This window comes from Stenotrophomonas sp. PA-6-5C (assembly GCF_021605635.1).
Classification (GTDB): domain Bacteria; phylum Pseudomonadota; class Gammaproteobacteria; order Xanthomonadales; family Xanthomonadaceae; genus Stenotrophomonas; species Stenotrophomonas lactitubi.
In genome coordinates this window covers 1-21,277 of record NZ_WKEE01000007.1, presented here as the reverse complement: position 1 = coordinate 21,277, position 21,277 = coordinate 1, and the positions used below count along the sequence as shown (strand labels likewise).

The following is a 21,277-nucleotide window of genomic DNA, read 5'->3' as shown; positions in this document are numbered from 1 at the left end:
GCGCTCGCGGGGCATGGCCCCGCGCTACCCTATGCGGCCTGTTTCCTGGAGTTCCCGCCTGATGTCCGCACGCCGTTTCCTGCAGCTGGATGTGTTTTCCCCGCGCCCGGGCGCTGGCAATCCGCTGGCTGTCGTGCTCGATGCCGAAGGCCTGGACGATGCGGCAATGCAGGCCATCGCCCGCTGGACCCGCCTGCCCGAAACCACCTTCGTGTTCCCGCCACAGGCGCCCGGCAGCAGCTATCGGCTGCGCATGTTCAGCCCGCAGAAAGAAGTGCCGTTCGCCGGCCATCCCAGCGTCGGCACAGCCCATGCGGTGCTGCAGGCAGGCATCGCCGTGCCGGTTGACGGAGTACTGGTACAGGACGGCATCGCCGGGGCGCTGCCACTGCGCGTGACCGGCGAAGGCGCCCAGCAGCGCATCGCGATCCGTACGCCGCGTGCACAGCTGGCCGAGACCGCGGCAGCCGACGATCCGCGCCTGCAGCCCGCCCTGCAGGGCTGGCCGCTGGGTGCGCTGCCACCTGCGCGCATGCAGGGCGGTCGCAGCTGGTGGGTCGTGCAGGTTGCGGACGAAGCCGCGTTGCGCGCCCTGCGCCCCGATTGGGACGCGATCGCCACGCTGGCTGAATCGACCGACAGCATGGGTGTGTTCGCCTATGCCTTTGCCGATGGCAGCGACGGTTACGACCTGGCCGTGCGCGCCTTCGTCGGCAATGGACGCCGCTTCGAGGACGCTGCTTCAGGCGCGGCCAACGCCGTACTGGCGGCCTGGCTGGACCTCCGCGATGCCCTGCCGCGCGGCCGCCAGCCCTTCGAAGTCAGCCAAGGTCGCGAAGTCGGCCATGATGCGCGCCTGACCCTGCTGGTCGACGAAGACGGCGAGGTCTGGTCCGGTGGCCAGGTGCAGACGGTGATTTCCGGCACCATCGACTGGTGACTGCCCGTACGAGGTAGCGCCGGGCCATGCCCGGCGTCTTTCCGCTGCGCTCGCCGGGCATGGCCCGGCGCTACCACCTTCTCAGCCCAGCTCGCTCAGCCCAGCTCGGCTTCGAGGCTGATCGGCACTGCGCTCAGCGCCTTGGAAACCGGGCAGTTCTGCTTGGCGTCATCGGCGATCGCGCGGAACTGGGTCGCATCGATTCCCGGCACCACCGCCTTCACTTTCAGCCGGATCTGCGACAGCTGCGGGCCGCCTTCCATCGACAGATCGACCTTGGCTTCGGTATCCAGCGAGGTCGGGGTGAACCCGGCTTCGCCGAGCTTGGCCGACAGCGCCATGGTGAAACAACCAGCGTGCGCGGCGGCGATCAGTTCCTCGGGGTTGGTGCCCTTTTCATCACCGAAACGGCTGTTGAAACCGTAGCGGGTTTTGTCCAGCAGGCCGCTCTGTGGCGTGCTCAACTGGCCTTTGCCCGACTTCAGGTCGCCTTCCCAATGCGCGGTTGCGTGTCGCGAGATTCCCATGTCCTGCTCCGTTGTGGCTGTGATGAACCAATACCCTGGCACGCACCGCGTTAGCCCTGCGTCGCTCCGCCGCATGCGCCGCGCCTGTCCCGAGCCAGCGAGTGGACACTTCTTCGCCATCACCCCGGCGATTTTCCCCTTGTTTTCAGTCATTTCGCCAACCCGACCGAAAACAACAACAGCGCAATACAGTGCACCACGGCCCCCGCTTCCCCCACTGCCAGCCATGTACTGAATCGGCCTGGATATGAAAAAACATGCACTTTCAGCGCTCCAGGCTATTGGCGGCGCCCAAGAGTTGCCCTACATTGCGCTTGCCGACGGGGTTCGGCGCCGACCAAACAACCAACCGTTCACGGAACAGGAAACCATGGCAAAGACCGCTAAGAAGGCTGCCCCGAAGAAGGCAGTGAAGAAAGTCGCGACGAAGGCTGCCGCCGCCAAGCCGGCCGCTCCGAAGCCGATCAAGGAAGTGCTGACCAAGTCGGGCCTGGTTGCACACATCGCTGAAGTCTCCGGCGTTGTCGCCAAGGACGTCCGCGCTGTGCTGGCCTCGCTGGAAGGCGCTGTCGCCGCTTCGGTGCACAAGAAGGGCGCCGGCTCGTTCACCCTGCCGGGCCTGCTGAAAATCAGCACCGTCAATGTGGCAGCCAAGCCGAAGCGCAAGGGCATCAACCCGTTCACCAAGGAAGAGCAGTGGTTCGCCGCCAAGCCGGCCACCACCAAGCTCAAGGTTCGCCCGCTGAAGAAGCTCAAGGACGCTGCGCTCTAAGCGCGCGCCCTGCAGCGGATACCTGACGGGACGGCCTTGGCCGTCCCGTTTTTTTTGCCCGCTCTCCAGTGGATCCACGCCACGCGTGGATGCCGCCCCCTGCGACCCCGCAACACAGCGTTTCCCGCGCCCACGCAATCACCCGCACAGGCCCGCCGCCCATGGCCGCGCCGCTGTTTTTCCAGTGCAGGAACAAACCGGGTGGAACACTGCGTGCAGCCCCGGCCATCGCCGCCGGCCAATGCCTTGCCTATGGTGGACACATTCCTCCCCACCAGCGCGAGCACCCCCATGGCCAGCCCCTCCACCCGCTACCGGATCTCGGTGACCCCGATCGAAAAGGACGGGCACCAGTGCACCGGGCGCTGCACCATCGAACTGGAACATCGTGCCAGCCGCGACCTGATGCGTCTGCTGGAATCAGCCCCGCGCACGGCAGGCCTGAGCGGCGACGAACGTGCCACGCTGGTGGTGGCCACCCAGCTGCTGCGTGACATCGTGCAGCGCCATGCAGACACCGACGGCCATGCACTGGCCGCGATCGCCGTACAGGTGCTGCCGGCGCTGGATGCGCTGGAGCAGCTTCCCTCTTCGCGCTGAGCCGGCCCCGGCCGCTACACTGCCGCCTTCCAGGTCGCCTCGGGGAGGAGGCAGACATGCGCGGTTCTCTTTGCTTGTTGATCCCGTTGCTTATGGTGGGGTGTTCCAACCCGATGCCTCCAGCCGAGTCCGCCTCGTCGGAGCCCGCCTCAACCGCAATTTCCCCTTCCGTGCCATCGACGAATACGGCACCGGAATCAGCTGCCCTCGACGCCGTCACCGTCGACCCGCTGTATGGCGCCGTTGCCATCGGCAGCGAATCGCCCGCAGCGATGCTCAACCGCTACATGCTCGACCTGCTCAACCAGAACAAGGCGCGCAGCGATGCGGCTTGGACCTACGCCCCGGCCGACCCGCGTCACGCTGACGACGCCGTGCTGCGCCTGCTGCCCGACGTACGCAACCTGCGCCTGGACAGTGATGTGGCGGTGCCGCGCGACGATGGCCAGCCGCCGCGCCTGCTGGAAGTGCCGGTGAAGATCCGCGCGGTGACTGCCAGCGGCACCTTCCGTTACCACGGCTGGTACCGCGTCCAACCCAGTGCCGACGGCCGCGCCTGGCAGATCCAGTCGGCCAGCCTGCAGCCAACGCTGGACTGAACCGTTGCAGCGGTGTGTACCCGCGATTCAGCGGGCAAAGCTACTCTGTAGGCCTCCTCGATCCTTCTTCCGGTCACCGCCATGCGCCTGCGTTCCCTGATGACCCGCCTTGCCGCCTCGACCGTGCTGATCGCTGCCGCGATCGGTGCGCAGGCCGCCCCTTCGATCTCCGGCCGTGAACTGGCGGTTGGCGCCAGCGACGTGCAGCAGTATCTGGATGGCAGCTTCCCGCGCACCCAGGACGCACTGGGTGGCCTGATCGCACTGACCATGAGCCACCCCCAGCTGAGCCTGCCGGCAGGCGAGCGATTGAACCTGGGCATGGACGTGGCGCTGGCCACCGCGGGCGGCAACCCGGCCAAGCTGGGCACGGTGAAGCTCAGCAGCGGCCTGCGCTATGACGCGCAGACCCAAGGCTTCCACCTGCAGCAGCCGACCGTAGATGATTTCACCCCGGCCAACCAGGGCGGCCGTCTCGACTCGCGTACCCGCGGCCTGCTGAACGCATGGCTGAGCGACTACGCCCAGCGCGAACCGATCTACAAGCTGGACCCGGCCGTGGCCGGCCTGCTCGGTGCCCTGCAGGTGCAGTCAGCGCAGGTGAAGAACGGCAAGCTGGTGGTGACCTTCAACCAGAATCTGGGCAACCTGGTGCCGGCCGGCGTGCTCGGCAAATAAGGTAGTGCCGGCCGCTGGCCGGCAATCCTTTCACGCACGTGCCGGCCAGCGGCCGGCACTACCAGCACAACATCACGCCGCCAGCGCTTTCACCACCGCCTCGCTGAAGGCCGGAATGTCTGCGGGCTTGCGGCTGGTGATCAGGTTGCCATCCACCACCACTTCCGCGTCGCGCCAGCGCGCGCCGGCATTGGCCAGATCCTGCTGCAGCGACGGCCACGACGTCACCTCGTGTCCCTTCGCCAGCCCGCTGTTGATCAGCAGCCAGGGGCCGTGGCAGATCGCCGCCACCGGCTTGCCGGCCTCGGCCATGCTGCGGATGAAATCCAGTACTGCTTCGTTGGTGCGCAGGGTATCCGGATTGATCACGCCACCGGGCAGTACCAGCGCATCGAAGTGGCCGGCATCGGCGCCATCCAGCGGCTGATCCACGGCGACCGAATCACCCCAGTCCTTGTCCTTCCAACCCTTGATGCTGGCCTCTTTGGCCGGCGACACCACGCTGACGCGCGCGCCCTCCGCTTCCAGCAGGTGCTTGGGCTCGATCAGTTCAGACTGCTCGAAACCATGCGTGGCGAGAATGGCGATCTGCTTGCCGCGAAGACGCTGTGCCATGTCGTGCTCCAGATAGGGGGGAGCGGACAGGGTGGGCGAAAGCGCATTGAACGACGGTGACCCGGCCGTGCACGGCAGGTGCAGAAACGCGCGGGTAGCGCCGGGCCATGCCCGGCGGCTTCTGATTCCGCCCGCGCTTGGCGCTCGCCGGGCATGGCCCGGCGCTACCGGATCAGCGCTTGGGCTGCAGCATCGTGCCGGTGCACTTGGGTGAGCCGCAGCGGCACTCCCAGATCTTCTTCAGCTTGGCCGTATGCCGCTCGGCCAGGGTGATGCCGTAGTTGTAGGTCAGTTCTTCGCCGGCCTTGATATCGCGCAGCGCCTCGATGAAGACCTTGTCGCCACGGCTGTCACCGTCCTCGTTCTCCTCGATCACCGCCTCGCAGTTCGGGTCGCAGCTGTGGTTGATCCAGCGCGCGTCGTTGCCCTTGTAGTTGGCATCGATCACCCAGTCATCGTTGAGGGTGAACAGGAAGGTATGGCCGCTTTCCACATCGCCACTGTCATCGGCATCGACATCGCCGTGGCTGCGCAGCAGGCCCTTGTACTGGATCACGCGCTCGCCCTGCTTGATCGGGGCCACGGAAAACACACCGTTGCCGTGGATGGCGGACTTGCGGGCTTGGATCTTCTTGGGCATCGGCAAGAGACGTTTGCAGCGAAAGGAACGTTGATTCTCGCCCATTCCGGGTGATTGCGAAAATCACCCCCATGCCCCAGCATGTCGCCCCGTCGGCCGCCCTCGGCCGCCGACCTGCAGCCGGCCCCAAGCGCCCGCTGAATGGCCGGGTTGGATGCCGGCGAATAAAAGCGTACAATTTCAGTCCGCTTTAAGAACCACTCGCATCCCATGTTGCGCGTCACCAAGCTCACCGATTACGCCACCGTCGTACTGACCGTGCTCGCCGCCCGTCCGGGCGAGGTGCTCAGTGCCACCGAGCTGGCCGAATTCACCGGTCTGGAGCCGCCCACCGTCAGCAAGGTGCTCAAGCCACTGGCCCAGGCCGGCCTGGTCGAAGGCCTGCGCGGCGTCCGCGGCGGCTACCGCCTGACCCGCCCATCGATCGAGATCTCGCTGTTTGAAGTGGTCGAAGCCATGGAAGGGCCGTTGGCCCTGACCGAGTGCAGCCACGACCACCACCAGTGCGGCATGGCGCCCAAGTGCGGCGCGCGCAGCAGCTGGCGGCTGATCAACGACGTGGTCTCAGAGGCCCTGCGCGATGTCAGCCTGGCGCAGATCCTGCCCCCTCTTCCCCTTGTCGACGAAGAACAGCGCCGCACCATCGCTGTCGACGTCGTCTCCTGATCCGTAGGCAGCCCCCCATGGCCACCGAAACCATCGAAACCGTCGCCAGCGACGACACCCCCAACCGCGAGATCCACGAGCAGCTCGGCCGCAAGTATTCGGCCGGCTTCATCACGGACATCGAATCGGACTCCCTGCCGCCGGGCCTGGACGAGGACACCATCCGCGCCCTGTCGGCGAAGAAGGAAGAGCCGGAATGGATGACGCAGTGGCGCCTGGACGCCTACCGCCACTTCCTGACCATGCCGATGCCGAACTGGGCCAAGCTGCAGATCGCCCCGATCGACCTGCAGGCGCTCAGTTATTACTCCGCGCCGAAGGGCCCGAAGTACGCCTCGCTGGATGACGTGCCGAAGGAACTGCTGGACACCTACGACAAGCTGGGCGTGCCGCTGCACGAGCGCGCCAAGCTGGCCGGCGTAGCGGTGGACGCGGTGTTCGACTCGGTGTCCGTCGGTACCACCTTCCGCAAGGAACTGGCCGAAAAGGGCATCGTGTTCTGCTCGATGTCCGAAGCCATCAAGGAGCACCCGGAACTGGTCAGACAGTACCTGGGCACCGTGGTGCCGGTGGGCGACAACTATTTCGCCGCACTCAATTCGGCGGTGTTCTCCGATGGCAGCTTCGTGTTCATCCCCAAGGGCGTGCGTTGCCCGATGGAACTGAGCACCTATTTCCGCATCAACGCCGGCCACACCGGCCAGTTCGAGCGCACGCTGATCATCTGCGAAGAGAAGGCGTACGTGTCCTACCTGGAAGGCTGCACCGCGCCGATGCGCGACGAGAACCAGCTGCATGCGGCGGTGGTCGAGCTGGTGACGCTGGACGATGCCGAGATCAAGTACTCCACCGTGCAGAACTGGTACCCGGGTGATGAGAACGGCGTCGGCGGCATCTACAACTTCGTCACCAAGCGTGCCGAATGCCGTGGCGCGCGCAGCAAGGTCACCTGGACCCAGGTCGAGACCGGCTCGGCGATCACCTGGAAGTACCCGTCCTGCGTGCTGCTGGGCGACGACTCGGTCGGTGAGTTCCACTCGGTGGCGCTGACCCACCATCGCCAGCAGGCCGACACCGGCACCAAGATGATCCACGTCGGCAAGCGCACCAAGAGCAAGATCATCAGCAAGGGCATCAGCGCCGGCCGCGGCCAGAACACCTACCGCGGCCTGGTGAAGATCGACCGCAATGCCGACGGCGCGCGCAACTACACCCAGTGCGATTCGCTGCTGATCGGCAAGCAGTGCGGCGCCCACACCTTCCCCTACATCGAGGTGAAGAACCCGGGTGCCACCGTCGAGCACGAGGCCACCACCTCGAAGATCTCCGACGACCAGCTGTTCTACTGCCGCGCCCGTGGCATCAGCCAGGAAGACGCGGTGTCGATGATCGTCGACGGCTTCTGCAAGCAGGTGTTCCGCGAACTGCCGATGGAATTTGCAGTGGAAGCCAAGAAGCTGCTGGAAGTCTCGCTGGAAGGTTCGGTGGGCTGATCGCCCGCCCTGCCCTCGCACAACGCATTCTTTTTACCGGCGGGCCCCGGCCCGCACCACGGAAACCCCCACCATGCTGAAGATCGAAAACCTCCACGCCCGCATCGGCGACAAGGAAATCCTCAAGGGCCTGTCCCTGGACGTGAAGCCCGGCCAGGTGCACGCCATCATGGGCCCCAACGGCGCCGGCAAGTCCACCCTGGGCAATGTCCTGGCTGGCCGCGACGGCTATGAGGTCACCGAAGGCAGCGTGCAGTTCGAAGGCGTCGACCTGCTCGACCAGGACCCGGAAGCGCGCGCCGCTGCCGGCCTGTTCCTGGCGTTCCAGTACCCGGTGGAAATCCCCGGCGTGAACAACACCTACTTCCTTCGCGCCGCGCTCAACGCCCAGCGCAAGGCGCGCGGCGAAGAAGAGCTCGATTCCATGCAGTTCCTCAAGCTGGTTCGGCAGAAGCTGGCCGTGCTGCACCTGAAGGACGAACTGCTGCACCGTGGCGTCAACGAAGGCTTCTCCGGTGGCGAGAAGAAGCGCAACGAGATCTTCCAGCTGGCCGTGCTGGAGCCGAAGCTGGCGATCCTGGATGAAACCGATTCGGGCCTGGACATCGATGCGCTGAAGAGCGTGGCCGACGGCGTCAACGCGCTGCGCAGCGCGGACCGCTCGTTCCTGGTCATCACCCACTACCAGCGCCTGCTGGACTACATCAAGCCGGACGTGGTGCACGTGCTGGCCGATGGCCGCATCGTCAAGAGCGGCGGCCCGGAACTGGCGCTGGAACTGGAAGCGCACGGCTATGACTTCCTGAAGGACCGGGTCGTGCCCGAGGCGGCGGTCTGATGAGCGCCCTGCTCGACTCCATGGCCCAGGCCTTCTGCGGCAGCGATGCGCGCCGCGAAGTGCTCGACAGCGTGCTGCGCGACGGCCTGCCCGGCGCACGCAGCGAAAGCTGGAAGTACACCTCGCTGCGCCAGCTGGAGCGCCGCAGCTTCGCGGCCGCGCCGTTGGCCCCGGCGCTGCTGGATGCCGCCGCGCTGGAGGACATCCCTACGCCGCGCCTGGTGTTCGTCAATGGCCGCCTCAACGACGCGCTGAGCGACGTGCAGGGCCTGCCGGCCGGCGTGCAGTTGGAAACGCTGTCTTCCGCACTGGCCGCTGGCGAGGATGCCGTACGCTTCCTCGGCCGCCGCTATGAGCGCAGTGACGAAGTATTCGCCCACCTCAACGCTGCCCTCGCCGATGAAGGCGTGGTGCTGCGCGTGGACGACGGCGTGCAGGTCGAGGCGCCGCTGCAGCTGGTGTTCGCCAGCGTCGCCGGCGACACCGACCTGGCTTGGCATCACCGGCACCTGATCGAACTGCGTGCGGGTGCCAGCCTGGGCGTGGTCGAGCACCGCTTCAGCGTGGGTGACTCGGCGCATCTGGACAACACCGTGCTGCACGCCCACGTCGCCCGCGATGCCGTGCTCAAGCACGCCCGGGTGCAGGCGGGCAGCGCGCGCCAGACCAGCTTCCTGCGCACCGACGCGGTACTGGCCAAGGACGCGCAGTACCACCGCGTGGACCTGGAGCTGGGTGCCGCGCTCAGCCGCCATGAACTGAACGTGCGTCTGGAAGGCGACAACGCCCAGCTGACCGCCAATGGCGTGCTGCTCGGCACCGGCCGTCGACACGTCGATACCCGCCTGGGCATCGACCACATCGCCCGCGACACCAGCGCCGAGCTGCAGTGGCGTGGCGTGGCCGCCAACCGCAGCCGCGTGGTGTTCCATGGCGGCATCCAGATCCGTGCCGGCGCCGATGGCACCGACGCCAACCTGTCCAACAAGAACCTGCTGCTGTCTGCCGACGCCGAGATCGATACCCAGCCGACGCTGGTGATCGACGCCGACGAAGTGAAGGCCGCACACGGCGCCACCGTCGGCCAGCTCGACGCCAACGCGCTGTTCTACCTGCGCTCGCGCGGCCTGCCGCAGGCCCAGGCGCAGGCGCTGCTGAGCGCCGCGTTCTGCCACGAGCCGCTGAAGATCCTGCCGGACGCACTGCGTGCGCAGCTGGCACGTCGCCTGGACAAGGCGTTGGCCGAGGCAGGTGTGGCATGAACCTGTCCACGCCGCGCCCGATCGAAAGCCCCAGTGGTGCCCCCGACTGGGATCGCGTCCGCCTCGACTTCCCGCTGCTGATGCGTGAAGTGCACGGCAAGCCGCTGGTCTATTTCGACAATGCCAACACCGGCCAGAAGCCGGTGCAGGTGATCGGCGCGGTGGACGAGTTCTACCGCCGCTACAACGCCAACGTCAGCCGCGCGGTGCATGCACTGGGCAGCGAAGCCACCGACGCCTACGAGGGCGCGCGCAACAAGCTGGCCCGTTTCCTCAACGTGCGCAGCAACGATCTGGTGCTGTGCAGTGGCACCACCTTCGCGATCAATCTCGTTGCCTACTCCTGGGCCCTGCCGCGGCTGAAGGCCGGCGACGTGATCCTGGTTTCGCGCATGGAACACCACGCCAACATCGTACCGTGGCAGCTGGTGGCCCAGCGCACCGGCGCGACCATCCGCGTGGCCGAGATCACCCCCGACGGCGCGCTGGACCTGGACGCGCTGCGCGCGGCGATGACCCCCGAGGTCAAGCTGCTGGCCGTGGCCCACGTCTCCAACGTGCTCGGCACCATCAACCCGGTGCGCGAGATCTGTCGCGAAGCCCGCAAGCGCGGCATCGTCACCGTGGTCGACGGCTCGCAGGCCGCACCGCACCGCAAGGTCGATGTCACCGCGATCGGCTGCGACTTCTACGCCATCACCGGCCACAAGATGTGCGGCCCGACCGGTACCGGCGCGCTGTGGGCGCGCCGCGAGCACCTGGACGCGATGCCGCCGTTCCTGGGCGGCGGCGAGATGATCAAGGAAGTCAGCTTCGACGGCACCGTGTTCAACGATGCCCCGCACAAGTTCGAAGCCGGCACCCCCAACATCGCCGGCTTCATCGGCCTGGGCGTGGCCGCCGACTATCTGCAGAACGTCGGCCTGGACCATGTGGAAGCGCGCGAAGCCGAGTTGCTGGCGCACTTCACCGAAGAGTTGCGTCGGGTCGATGGCCTACGCATCATCGGCGAAGCGCCGGAGAAGGCCGCCGTGGTCTCGTTCCTGATCGATGGCGCGCATGCCCACGACCTGGCGACCCTGCTCGACCTGGAAGGCGTGGCCGTGCGCTCGGGCCAGCACTGCGCACACCCGCTGCTGCAGTACTTCGGCGTCGCGGCTACCTGCCGTGCGTCGCTGGCGTTCTATAACACGCATGCCGAGATCGAGCGGTTCATGACGGCGTTGACGAAGGTGCGAAAGCTGCTGGGCTGAAGATTCGCAAGAATCGAGGAAGCATGAGAACGCCGCAGGAAACTGCGGCGTTTTTTATTGCGCACTGGACGCAAGCAAGCAGAGGCGTGACCGGGAAGCACCGAGTGATGCCAGGAACGGGCAATCTCACCGTAATGCCGATCCATCCACCATCAACGGCCTTGAGGCACCGTCTCCTACATGCCAACAAGCATGGATACCCCGGAGGCAATCAAGAAAACGTACATCATCACGACGCCCCTCAACACCCACCGTCCCCCCTGATGGAGCGTCTTCCCTTTGGAAGTAAGGGCAAGCACTGCAATACCGCGCAAGCACCTAAGCCACCAATCAACCTTGATGATTCCGACTGCAGCGAGTACTTCCGGCCGTTCATGCTCGATTTTCAGCAACATCCTGTGAGCCGCAAATGCGTTTATCCACATGGCACCTAGAATGATGGAAGCCAAAATGGGGAAGCTTTCAACAAGGCTTTTCATTGCACTTCACCCTGACACCTCACTATAAGAATCTGTCAAGCACGCCCTGCCGATCAAATCAATCCGCAACCTCTCCAATACGGCAAGCCCCTCCACCCACATCCGCCTCGACCTTGACATGGAGGTTATTCGTAAAATACACATCTCCATGGCAAACCACGCGGACATTGTTCTCGTAGTAAGTTACAACAAGTGAGGAATCAGCAGCGACTTCAGGCTTTACAACCCTACTTTCACCGAAAGAAATTGATCCTACGCCGACCACACCACCGCCAACTTCCAAGCTGACGTCATAAATCACGTCAAGTCCAACATTCTTTACAACAATCACCGGATCCGACAACCAATCACAACCTTGCAACCCCAGCGAAAGAACCACAGCAGCCAGGCATGAGCGGATTCGACCACTCCACGCGGTTGAGTACTCAGCATCCAGCTTGCATTTCGCCATCCCTTGCAGTCTCCGAACATGGAAACGACTTCCTGTGCGACTGCCGGAGCCACACAGGCCACGAGCACCACCAACGCGAGTACCGCCCGAATCAGTGGAGATCCAGCCCTTTTTCCAGCCGACAGCTCACCCTCGACCTCTCGGCAATAATCGTCACGCACTCATTCATAGGAAGCCCACAGGTGTCCGCCGACCTGACGACACCTTGATGATCGGCCAAGACGAAATATACCCTTACCCTTTCGCTTCCAGCCTGATCAAATGATTTCCTGACATCAATTAAATGCACCCTGCATATTTGTGCTTCTAGCACACTCTCGGAAGAACTGAAAACTGACTCGAGCGCCAGTGCGTAGTGATTAGCCGCTGCGTTTCCCGGCTCATGATTTATGACCACACCCAAACCTTCATCTCTTCCGCCACAGGCTGCAAGCCCTAACAAGCAAAGCGCCCCTACAATAATATCGGCCAGCCGCCCAAAGCGATCAAACACTTGGGAATTTTTCACCAAAAATCCCTCCCAACACTTAGCGTACCCGCAATCTACATCCTTTCACAGAACCCGATCATTCGCTTCACAATGACCGAGGCACACTGGTCTTCGTCAATACCACAAGTCCCCGCAGTCAAGAATTCCCCGCCGCCATCAGTCAATACATAGAAAATCCTTCTATTTCTCCGCCCCTCCCGAGAGAGTTCGAGCTGTGATACCACCAACTCTGCATTCACTTCCCGCGCCCCATCCACAGGGCGCGAATGTATGAGTTCATCCATATCAGCATGGATCTTCTGAGATGAGGAGCTGTCGTGGTCCTGGTTAGCGACCCGAAGAAGACAACCGCGGTCCTGCACACAGGAGGCAAGAAGCGGCATCGATAAGGCAGCAGATAGAAAAACTTTGATCTTCATCGAAACCAGCCCATCCAATGACCTCGTGCTCAAGCAAGAACACGCTCAGTACCGTAGGTTCGGATCATTACGGGCATACGTGCAACTGCCCCCCCTAATTGGGCAACCCCACCCCGCAAGGCGCAATCCCGACCCGTTCATGCCGCAATCCAGGCGCCATACAGGCCACCAGCACCACTATCGCAAGCACCACTCGAATCAACAACAAAGAGAGTCCATTCATGGCTTAGTCCCAGTTCGGCACACTCTGGGCGACAGGATGGTTGCTCGACCACGGCAAGCAATCTCCTGCATTGCAGGCACGCGCGCGATACTCATGCGCGCAATAGGTCCCGCCACTCGACTGCACGTAGGCCTTGTGGCGAAAAAATTCCGATCGCGCCGTCTCCCGTTGCAACTGGCGCTTCAGCAGCCTGCCAGATAGCTACGCTAAAGAAGAGGCCCCATTCGGCGGACGTATCGCGTCCGCACAAGGCTGCTACGAACTCTTCCCGCGTAGCAAGCCAACGAAAAGAGGCATGTAACCCACCGTGAACGCCGCCAGAAGTATGAGCGCCCATTCAATGAATGAAATCCCTGTATGCCCGTACACAAGACGCAACAATCCATAGCTGGCGATCGTGAAAACAGCAGCTTTCGCGTAATACACGGCGACGCCCTTCAGGATCAATTTGATCTTCATATCCTACTTCGACGTATCGTTCACAAGTGGTTCGAGATCGCCTGATGAACTGACCGCCGCACCGGCGGCATTGGCCGCTGCTTGGGTGGGATTGGAGTATTTAAACCCAGGAGCGGCTTCCTTTATACCCTGCATCATATTTCCTGCCGCAGCTCGCTCAGCCTGTCTCAGATCAGCACTCGCACTTCTAGCCGCAACACTAGGCGCAGTAGAAACAGCTGCCCCTAAGCCAGCCGTTACTCCGCTCAAGGCTGCGCCCTTCGCAACCTCGGATATAGAAGCGGCCTTACCTTCAAGTTGTGCATTTGCTTGGACTGAAAATGCACCGACGGCTGCATTTCCAACCACGTTTGCAGCAATGGTTCCACAGGTAGTGGCAGCTGTGCTTGCAACGGCACTTACTCCACCACTTAGCGCGCCAGCCGCTGTTGCGGCAGCAACTTGCCCCCATTTTACTTGGGAGAATCTTTCGCCCATCGACCCTTCAGCCATAGCCATCTGAACACCGATTTTCACAACTACGCCTATTGGCGCACCCCACAAGCACCGGGGGCAGCGCCCGGCCGGATCTTTGAACACGACTCCCGAGTACGGACTGCCCCCGCGAAATTGCACGCCCTTACCCGATACACATAGCTACCCTTATCACGGCTGGCACCAAAGCTGCTCCCGCCGCCGTTATGCACCACCGTCCAGGCACCACCGTTGGCACTCTCCTCGCTCGAATCAGCAGGAAAGGTTCCAGCTCAGCACGCTACGATTGAAGGCCTGCAAAATCACCAGCGCGGCAGACATCGCAGCTGGAGCCGACATAGGCCTGAACCGGAATGCCCCCGCCATCGGCACCGTTCTCCAGTAGGAAGGGAGTGCCATAACCGTCCCTAACAGTTGATCGACGAACGAGCCTCAACCACCATCATGAGACACTGCCTTCTCAATGCGAAAAATGACATGCGGGCGTCAAGAAACGAATGATGAATCAACAGATACATCATCGTAATCGAGAGATGCAAAATCAGAAACCGACATCTTCCCTTGAATGCGCAGCAAGCCAATGTAGGCTGACTTAGCCAGGAGTGACTCATAATCATTAGAAAGGAGCACCGCCCTGAGCCACTCCTCGATTGAAGCTGCTTCAAGCTTCCCCCGAAGCACTGCAGAAACAAGCGATTCAATCATAAGCCTACGATTATCATCAACAGGTTCCTGCCCCACCGTAACAATTCCAATAAAACAACCAAGAATCAACGGATCTGCCCAACGCAACCCGCCGATGAAAATAGCCCTCTCTCGGATCTCCGGATCACGATGAAACAACGACCTCGACACCAACATGTAGCTTGAGGAATCGGGGTCATCTGTGAGAATACCCGAGATCTTGTAAAGCCTATCAAGCAGCAAGCTATCTTCCACCACCAAGCGTCTCCTTCATCTTCGCTATGTTTTCATCCGCCTTGTCAAGCGTTCGCTGGATCCTAACACGCTGCCCTCTAGAAAGACTCGGATTATTCAAGCTCCCCCTCAAACTTTTTGCGGCAGAGCTCAGCCCCTTCAGTGAATTTTGCATCTCTGTCACATGATCAAAGCCGGTCTCAATTCCGCGAAGCTCTTTAGCAACTCCGTCAAAGTCGTGAGGCTTTGCATTATTGTCAACAATGTTATTTATTTTCTTAATTGCCTGCTGCTGAGATCGAGTGAGCGACGCAACGCGACTGGCAATATTGATAAATGCATTCTTCGCACCACCGATGACAGCTGCAGTCGCTGCCGGAATACGACTGGCAGCTAGAACTGAAACACCCGCAACGGCTCCGGCCGCTCTTGCCTCCTGGCGAGACCGGCGCTCATCCAACCCCATCTCGCCGTTTATGACAGCCAGATCATCTCTCATCATCTGGCATGTGGATACGCTCTCACAACGGCCGTCAGGGTCTACATGACCGTAGGGATTTCCAAGGGCATATTTATAGCGATTGAAGTTGGATGACGTATGCCCATTGGCCTCAACCGGATCCGCACTTATGAAAGATCCAATAGCCGGATCATAATACCGCTGCTGCATGTAACTCAGCCCGGTCCCGGAGTCCGTCACATGCCCCGTATATCCCGGCCCATCCTTCAACGGCCGGTTGACCACCGCCCCATACGGCTCATACACCGTACGCTCGATGACATTTCCGCTGGCATCGGTGATCGCCACCGGTGAACCCAGTGCATCAGTGTGGATGTACTCGACCACTTCCTGTGCGACTGCCGGAGCCATACAGGCCGCCAGCACCACCACCGCGAGTACCGCCCGAATCAACAGCAAAGAGAGTCCATTCATGGCTTAGTCCCAGCTCAGTACGCCTCGGGTGACGGGATGGTCGGCCGACCACGGTGAGCAACCACCTGCATTGCAGGCACGCACGCGATAGTCGCCGGCGCAGTAGGCATTGCCGTTGGCGCTCACATAGGTATTGGGCCCGGTATACAGACGTTTGCCACCGCCGCCACTCTCAAGTTGATACTCGGTAGCATCGGGCACCTGGCTCCAGCCCACCTCACACTGGATCTGATAGGGTGCCTTGCGCGTACTGAGCCAGTTGGCCACATTGAAGTAAGGTGTCCCTGGCGGAAGTGCGACCACAACCGTCGCAATGCCCGAGTACGGACTGCACCCCGCGAAATTGCACGCCCTCACGCGATAGGCGTAGCTGCCTTTTCCACGGCTGGCGCCAAAGCTGTTTCCGCCGCCGTTATGCACCACTGTCCAGCCACCACCGTTGGCACTCTCCTCCAGCACGAAACTCTCGCTGTTGGCTGGCACCGACCAGCTCAGGCTGTACTGCGGCACGTTCACCAGGCCCGGCGCGTTGATCACCGGCTCGATCGTCGGCGGCCCGATCACCGCTACCGTCGCCGTGGCCGACCACGGTCCGCAGCCTGCGCCATTGCAGGCGGCAACCCGATAGCCATAGCTGCCGACCCCGCGCGCAGCGGTGGCATAGGAACCCGCGTTGCCGTCGAACAGCGTGACCCATCCGCCACCATTGCTGCTTTCCTGCAAGGTGTAACGCGTGGCACCAGCCACCCCGTTCCAGCCAATGCCGATACTGCCCGGCGCAGCGCGTGCCGGCGCAGAGAGACCTGGCGCAGTGGCGGGCGGATACACCACCGTCACCGCAGCCGTGGCGCTGTATCCCGTGCATCCCACCGGATTGCATGCGCGAACCCGGTAGTTGTAGCTTCCCGCTGCCTTGCCACTGAAGGCCTTGGATTGACTGATGGCGTTGTGCACCTGGGCCCATGCGCCGCCATTGGCGCTTTCCTCCAGCTCATAGCGCTCGGCACCAGAGGCCGCAGACCATGCCACGCTGTAACTGCCATTGAAGGCCGTGGCAGGCACGTTCAAGGTCGGCACGGTGGATGGCGCCAATGCCACGGCCACTGACGCGACATTGCTCCATCCGCCGCACACCGCCCGGCAGCCTCGCACGCGGAACTGATAGGTCCCCGTGACCAGGCCGGTGCTGGTGAACGATTGCGCCGCGCCATCGAAGACCGTGCTCCAGGTGCCCGCAAGGGCTCGCTGCAGCTCATAGCGGTTGGCACCACCGGCCGGGCTCCAGGTCAGGTTCACGCTGCCCTGGGTGATGTAGCCCGGCGCACTCAGCGCGGGAACGCTGGGTGCGGCTTCGCCATGCACCTGGGACACCAGGCTGCCTGACAGGTAGAGATAGTCGGTCTGCTTGCCGGTACGTTCGTTGCGCTGGAATCGCAGCACACCGCCGTTGTCGTAGAACGAATAGATCGCCCCCTTGCCACTGGCGCTGGCCTTCACCCGGCGCCCGTGAGCGTCGTACTCGTAGCTCTCTGCTGTACCCGCCGCACGCAGCCGGTTGCCGTAATCAAACGCGAAAGCCTGGCCATTGCGCACCGAAAGATTGCCCTGCACGTCATAGCCAAGACCGGTCACGGTTGCCCCTGTTCCGGTTTCGATCACGTTGACCAGCCGATTGGTCGGATCGAAATAGTGCGTACGATCGCGGCTGCCGACCTTGGCACGGCGCAGGTTGTCCAGCGCGTCATACTCATACAATGCGTTGCCGAAGCCCGGTGCAGTGACCGTCCGCAACCGGTCCAGGCCGTCATAGGTCATGTCCCGGTTGCCGGGCGCCCCGGGCAGACCATCGGAAATGGCCATCACGTTGCCGCCGGCATCGTAATCGTAGCTGTCATCCAGCACTGCGGCCGCTGCGGTGGCATCGCGGCTGCGGTCGGGCAACCCGCGGGCATTCTGGGTCAACGTGTGCACGATCCCGTTGCCATAGACGAAGCGGGCCAACGCGCCGTTGGCGAAGTAACTGGCCTCTTTCGCATAGCCGCCGACCGTCGTCGCCCGACCCAGTGCGTCCGGCGTATAGCTGACGACACGCCCACCCGGATAGGTATTGCTGGCCAGTGTGCCGTTGGCATCGTAGCCATAGGCCAGGCTCAGGCTTCCCAGATCCGGATGCTGCAGGGTTTCGCCGCTGAGCAGGCGGCGGCGGTTGTACTGGTAGCGGTTGACGACCATCGGCCGGGCCGGATCGTTCTGCGTACTGATCTCGGCAGGCAGACCATCAGGCGCGTAGGACCAGTTCTGATTTCCGCGCCCATCCGGGAAGATCAGGGTCGACAAGCGGTTGGCGGCATCGTAACTGCGCTTCACCGCACGTCCGCTGGCCAGGGCGTCACTGCGGTTGCAGTCGGTGGTGCTCGTCAAACCCGTGCCGGCCGCCGACCACAGCACGTTGCCTGCCGCGTCGTAGTCCTGCACGGTCGCACCGGTTTCCGGTTCGATGGTCTTGCACAGCTGCTGGTAGCCGTCATAGACGTAGCGGCGGGTGAGCGACTGGCTGCCGTCTGCACTGCGGCGGGTGATCGCCAGCGGCTTGCCCAGCGTATCTCGCTGGATCTCGGTCACCACGCCTTCCGGGTGCTGCAGCGTCAGCGGCATCTCGTAGCTGGGCTGGTCGTAGGCAAGATGGCGTGTCGTCGTCGCCTGGCCTCGCGGGTTGGTCACCTTCACCGACAGATTGCCCACGTACTCGGTGCGGGTAACCAGTGCCCCCAGCTCGGACGATTGACTGACCACGGTGGGGCGGCCCAACGCGTCGTACTGCGTCGTGGTGCCGGTCAGGGCGGCATTGATATCGGAGAGCTGCCGCGTGGGATACGAGGCAAACACGGTCTTGCCACTGGTGTCGTAGCGTGTCACCACGGCACTGTCGAGCACGTTGTTGGCGTTTTCGGTCACCAGCACCGGGCGGAACATCGCATCCAGGTAGGTATCCGTGCGCCGCCCGCCCTGCGTGCGGGAGTGCTTCCATGCTCCGGCGGGCACCCCCAGCTGCGCGCCACCCAGCCGCTGCAGGTCCATGGTTACGCCATTCCAGTTCACGCTGTCGCCGCTCGGGAACTGCTGGCTCCGCAGGCGCCCCATGCTGTCGTAGCTGAAGCTGGTGGTTGCGCCGGTCTCGTCGGTCAGCGAGGTGATCCAACCGTTGTCGTCGACGGCGACAGTGCGCACCGCACCGTTGGGCGCTTCAGGTGTGGCTGGCAGCCGCAGTTGCTGCGGAATGCCGCGTTTCCATGCTGACAGATGGCTGGTGTTGCCGCGGCCATCGGCTACCGACGCCACAGTGCCATCGGCCGCATAGGTCACCTGCTGCGCCAGGCGGCCGAATGCATAGGCGCGCAGCGGCAACGCGGTGGCGGTGTCGAACTCGGTGCGCGACTGCTCAATACCATTGAGGACACTGCGCGCGGTCTGACCATTCAACCATAGCGTCGGATTGTCGTAGTAGGTCGTGGTGCTGGTACGGCTCTGTCCGGTGGAATTCGCTTCGACGACGGTGACTTCGCGGACGAAGGCGTCAAAGCTCTGCACCGTACGGGTGAACTGCACGCCATCCTGATTCACGCTCGTGCTCTGCACTGGGCGATTCAGGTGCTCACCCAACTCCCTGGCGCCGTACTTGAGATTCCGTCCTGCCTCATGCGGGAACGGTGCGCTGGCAAGCTGCGCGTCCGGGTAGTAGTTGTTGCGCTCCGTGCGAACCACCGCGCCGCCGGAGCTGGTGGTCGTGGACAGCAGTAGACCGTCGTTGTAGCCGACTTCCTTACCGAATTCGTATGTCCGGATGACCCCATCCGGCAGGGTTTCAATCGTTATCTTTGGTTCCGCCTGCCCCACCGGGATCATCGGCCACCCAGCCTCGTGGACCCTTCTGTCGTACTCCCACCCCAGATTTGTATACTGATAGTTCCATTGAGCCGTAGGCATGCCGGGGCCACTGATGGTTTTGGCAACCAGCGACATCGCGTCACGATAGATGGGCGTGAGATTCCACCCATCAGCCAGCAACTGCTCATCGCCTGAGGTCTGGCAATTGAACGGCACGTTCTTGCGCCCATGCCGGAATGGCCGGAAGACGAAGGTTCCCACCGCACCGGATGGATGCGTGATGGAGGCTGTAACTTCCGTCTGCACGATCTTGTTCGTCTTCGCGCAGAGGGCCGGGGTTTCCATGTAGTCACTCACGGGCTGCCCGGTGTACTCCTGGTACTTCTTCGTCACATAGACCGGCGGCAGGTTGTAGCCCCATGCCGTCCCATCCGGCAAAGTAACCGACTGCAATACACCGGTAGGAGCATAGCCATATGTCCAGGTTCGGCCCGATGCCGCCGCCGATGCAATGCGCCCCAAGGAATCATAGGAAAGGCTGATGCTGCGCCCATCGTTGGCGACCATTCGATCCAATCGCCCACCACTCCACTCGTAGCGGACCCAGTTGCCGAAACGATCAACGACCTGCGAAGGATAGAGGAAGACCTTTTTTCGCTTCAGGGTGGCATGGGTGATGGTGTCGTAGGGCTGGAGAACAGCAGACTCGTGCTCGCGTGCCACCATCCAGTCAAAGTAGTATTTGGTCCCGTCTGGCGCGTGCCCCAGGAAGCCCTCGCCCGCCTGACCACTCTTGAGCGAACTGAGGCAGGAGAAGAACCACCCCGATTTGGTATTCCAAGGCGTCGCCGCGCCAACCTGCGGCATGGGCTGGCGCGCGTCTCCGCTGCCTGCAAGGACGGTTTCACCGCCTCCGCCGGGCAGCGAAAGCCTTACTCCCTCCCAATAGGTGTAGGGGGCAAAACTGATGGTCTGGGTATGCTTGTAGTTCCAGACATCCAAGGACGGGGGAGCGGAAACTGTCGAGCAACGTGCGCTTGGTGTCCAATGCCCGCCGACCGCGGTTTCGGGCTGGTCTCCATATGTGCCTGAAAGTGATGGGATGTCCAGATCCCAGTTTCCATACTCCTTGTCGTTTGCACTGCCGCTGACGTCCCCGTAACTGCGGCTGAGCGAAATCGCGAGCCCACCGTTACCCGGAATCGAAATATCCGTGGCCTTGAAGCTGATCGAACCGTCATACAGGTTCACCTGCTCACCAAAGATCTCGCCCTTCAGCGGCTCGACAAGATCGCCATACTTCAGCGCTTGTCATATTCCTGACGCCAAGTCGGCACGATCTGGGCGGAAGCGGTTACCGGCGCCATCACGCAGAAGGCCAGTGCCGTCAGAAGCAGGCCTTTGATGGCGTTTGCCGCGCGCGGATGAGCAATGAGCCGTGCTTGCATGAAGATCCTCCCTGGATCGACCTTCCTTGAGAGCCCCGCCCACATCGCGCCACTGTCGATGCTCAGATCGGACGGTGCCCACTCCGGCAGACAACCACACGCTTGAACACGGTGGGCGGGCATTGCTTCATTTATGAATGAAAAATGAAGGCTGCGTCAACAAGGCGTATCCGACACACTTGGCAAAGCCAGCCGGATCAGCCACCTCCCCGCT

General features: G+C 62.7%; 23 protein-coding genes. 10 read left to right on the top strand and 13 right to left on the bottom strand.

Annotated elements, in window-relative coordinates:
- Positions 1–61 precede the first annotated feature (61 nt).
- Positions 62–940: a PhzF family phenazine biosynthesis protein gene (locus tag GIW57_RS04265; RefSeq protein WP_236509239.1), complete on the top strand. Its 879-nt coding sequence runs from the start codon at positions 62–64 to the stop codon at positions 938–940.
- Positions 941–1,035: 95 nt separating this feature from the next.
- On the opposite strand, the gene GIW57_RS04260 is transcribed toward GIW57_RS04265, so the two are convergent.
- Positions 1,036–1,467: an OsmC family protein gene (locus GIW57_RS04260; protein WP_019659396.1), complete on the bottom strand. Its 432-nt coding sequence runs from the start codon at positions 1,465–1,467 to the stop codon at positions 1,036–1,038.
- A 370-nt stretch (positions 1,468–1,837) separates the two neighbouring features.
- Between GIW57_RS04260 and GIW57_RS04255 the strand changes: the two genes are divergently transcribed.
- The 4 genes from GIW57_RS04255 to GIW57_RS04240 all read left to right on the top strand — a co-directional run bounded on the left by GIW57_RS04255 (position 1,838) and on the right by GIW57_RS04240 (position 4,116).
- On the top strand, positions 1,838–2,239 hold the full coding sequence (locus GIW57_RS04255; protein WP_089239384.1) for an HU family DNA-binding protein: 402 nt from the start codon (positions 1,838–1,840) through the stop codon (positions 2,237–2,239).
- Positions 2,240–2,530: 291 nt separating this feature from the next.
- Positions 2,531–2,839, top strand: a complete 309-nt coding sequence (locus GIW57_RS04250) for a DUF3861 family protein (protein ID WP_180163815.1) — start codon at positions 2,531–2,533, stop codon at positions 2,837–2,839.
- 170 nt (positions 2,840–3,009) lie between these two features.
- Entirely contained in the window at positions 3,010–3,438 is a 429-nt protein-coding gene (locus tag GIW57_RS04245) for a hypothetical protein (protein WP_329605741.1), read from the top strand.
- Between the two features lie 81 nt (positions 3,439–3,519).
- Positions 3,520–4,116 (top strand): DUF1439 domain-containing protein, encoded by a 597-nt coding sequence (locus GIW57_RS04240; RefSeq protein WP_089239378.1) that lies wholly within the window; start codon positions 3,520–3,522, stop codon positions 4,114–4,116.
- 72 nt (positions 4,117–4,188) lie between these two features.
- On the opposite strand, the gene GIW57_RS04235 is transcribed toward GIW57_RS04240, so the two are convergent.
- Positions 4,189–4,731, bottom strand: coding sequence for a type 1 glutamine amidotransferase domain-containing protein (locus GIW57_RS04235; RefSeq protein ID WP_100463663.1), 543 nt, complete (start codon positions 4,729–4,731; stop codon positions 4,189–4,191).
- A gap of 172 nt (positions 4,732–4,903) precedes the next feature.
- A complete protein-coding gene (locus GIW57_RS04230) occupies positions 4,904–5,371 on the bottom strand; it encodes an SET domain-containing protein-lysine N-methyltransferase (protein ID WP_089239376.1) in 468 nt (155 codons plus the stop codon).
- 210 nt (positions 5,372–5,581) lie between these two features.
- Between GIW57_RS04230 and GIW57_RS04225 the strand changes: the two genes are divergently transcribed.
- The 5 genes from GIW57_RS04225 (at position 5,582) to GIW57_RS04205 (ending at position 10,883) form a co-directional block, all read left to right on the top strand.
- Entirely contained in the window at positions 5,582–6,037 is a 456-nt protein-coding gene (locus GIW57_RS04225) for an SUF system Fe-S cluster assembly regulator (RefSeq protein ID WP_025873978.1), read from the top strand.
- Positions 6,038–6,054: 17 nt separating this feature from the next.
- A complete protein-coding gene (sufB, locus tag GIW57_RS04220) occupies positions 6,055–7,530 on the top strand; it encodes a Fe-S cluster assembly protein SufB (RefSeq protein ID WP_236509237.1) in 1,476 nt (491 codons plus the stop codon).
- A gap of 73 nt (positions 7,531–7,603) precedes the next feature.
- A complete protein-coding gene (gene sufC, locus GIW57_RS04215; protein ID WP_100551762.1) occupies positions 7,604–8,368 on the top strand; it encodes a Fe-S cluster assembly ATPase SufC in 765 nt (254 codons plus the stop codon).
- Positions 8,368–9,630, top strand: a complete 1,263-nt coding sequence (gene sufD, locus GIW57_RS04210) for a Fe-S cluster assembly protein SufD (protein ID WP_236509236.1) — start codon at positions 8,368–8,370, stop codon at positions 9,628–9,630. The genes sufC and sufD overlap by 1 nt, the downstream gene beginning before the upstream one ends.
- Complete coding sequence (locus GIW57_RS04205) at positions 9,627–10,883, top strand: cysteine desulfurase (protein ID WP_236509235.1); 1,257 nt, start codon at positions 9,627–9,629, stop codon at positions 10,881–10,883. Before sufD ends, GIW57_RS04205 begins: the two co-directional genes overlap by 4 nt.
- Before the next feature lie 176 nt (positions 10,884–11,059).
- Here the strand turns inward: GIW57_RS04205 and GIW57_RS04200 are convergent, their stop codons facing one another.
- From GIW57_RS04200 to GIW57_RS04155, 10 genes are all read right to left on the bottom strand, one after another.
- Entirely contained in the window at positions 11,060–11,362 is a 303-nt protein-coding gene (locus GIW57_RS04200) for a hypothetical protein (RefSeq protein ID WP_236509234.1), read from the bottom strand.
- 58 nt (positions 11,363–11,420) lie between these two features.
- The gene (locus GIW57_RS04195) at positions 11,421–11,813 is read right to left on the bottom strand and encodes a hypothetical protein (protein ID WP_157804869.1); all 393 of its coding nucleotides are present in this window, start codon (positions 11,811–11,813) and stop codon (positions 11,421–11,423) included.
- 91 nt (positions 11,814–11,904) lie between these two features.
- On the bottom strand, positions 11,905–12,321 hold the full coding sequence (locus GIW57_RS04190) for a hypothetical protein (protein ID WP_236509233.1): 417 nt from the start codon (positions 12,319–12,321) through the stop codon (positions 11,905–11,907).
- A 35-nt stretch (positions 12,322–12,356) separates the two neighbouring features.
- Complete coding sequence (locus GIW57_RS04185) at positions 12,357–12,722, bottom strand: hypothetical protein (protein ID WP_100463643.1); 366 nt, start codon at positions 12,720–12,722, stop codon at positions 12,357–12,359.
- Positions 12,723–13,200: 478 nt separating this feature from the next.
- Complete coding sequence (locus GIW57_RS04180; RefSeq protein ID WP_100463641.1) at positions 13,201–13,404, bottom strand: hypothetical protein; 204 nt, start codon at positions 13,402–13,404, stop codon at positions 13,201–13,203.
- A 3-nt stretch (positions 13,405–13,407) separates the two neighbouring features.
- The gene (locus tag GIW57_RS04175; RefSeq protein WP_236509232.1) at positions 13,408–13,920 is read right to left on the bottom strand and encodes a hypothetical protein; all 513 of its coding nucleotides are present in this window, start codon (positions 13,918–13,920) and stop codon (positions 13,408–13,410) included.
- A 444-nt stretch (positions 13,921–14,364) separates the two neighbouring features.
- On the bottom strand, positions 14,365–14,820 hold the full coding sequence (locus tag GIW57_RS04170; RefSeq protein WP_019659411.1) for a hypothetical protein: 456 nt from the start codon (positions 14,818–14,820) through the stop codon (positions 14,365–14,367).
- Positions 14,807–15,730, bottom strand: a complete 924-nt coding sequence (locus GIW57_RS04165; protein WP_100463638.1) for an RHS repeat-associated core domain-containing protein — start codon at positions 15,728–15,730, stop codon at positions 14,807–14,809. Before GIW57_RS04165 ends, GIW57_RS04170 begins: the two co-directional genes overlap by 14 nt.
- Before the next feature lie 3 nt (positions 15,731–15,733).
- Positions 15,734–19,351 carry an RHS repeat domain-containing protein gene (locus tag GIW57_RS04160; protein WP_236509231.1) on the bottom strand — a complete coding sequence of 1,206 codons (3,618 nt, stop codon included), beginning with the start codon at positions 19,349–19,351 and terminating at the stop codon, positions 15,734–15,736.
- 1,565 nt (positions 19,352–20,916) lie between these two features.
- Positions 20,917–21,063, bottom strand: coding sequence for a hypothetical protein (locus tag GIW57_RS04155; protein ID WP_236509230.1), 147 nt, complete (start codon positions 21,061–21,063; stop codon positions 20,917–20,919).
- Positions 21,064–21,277: the final 214 nt, after the last annotated feature.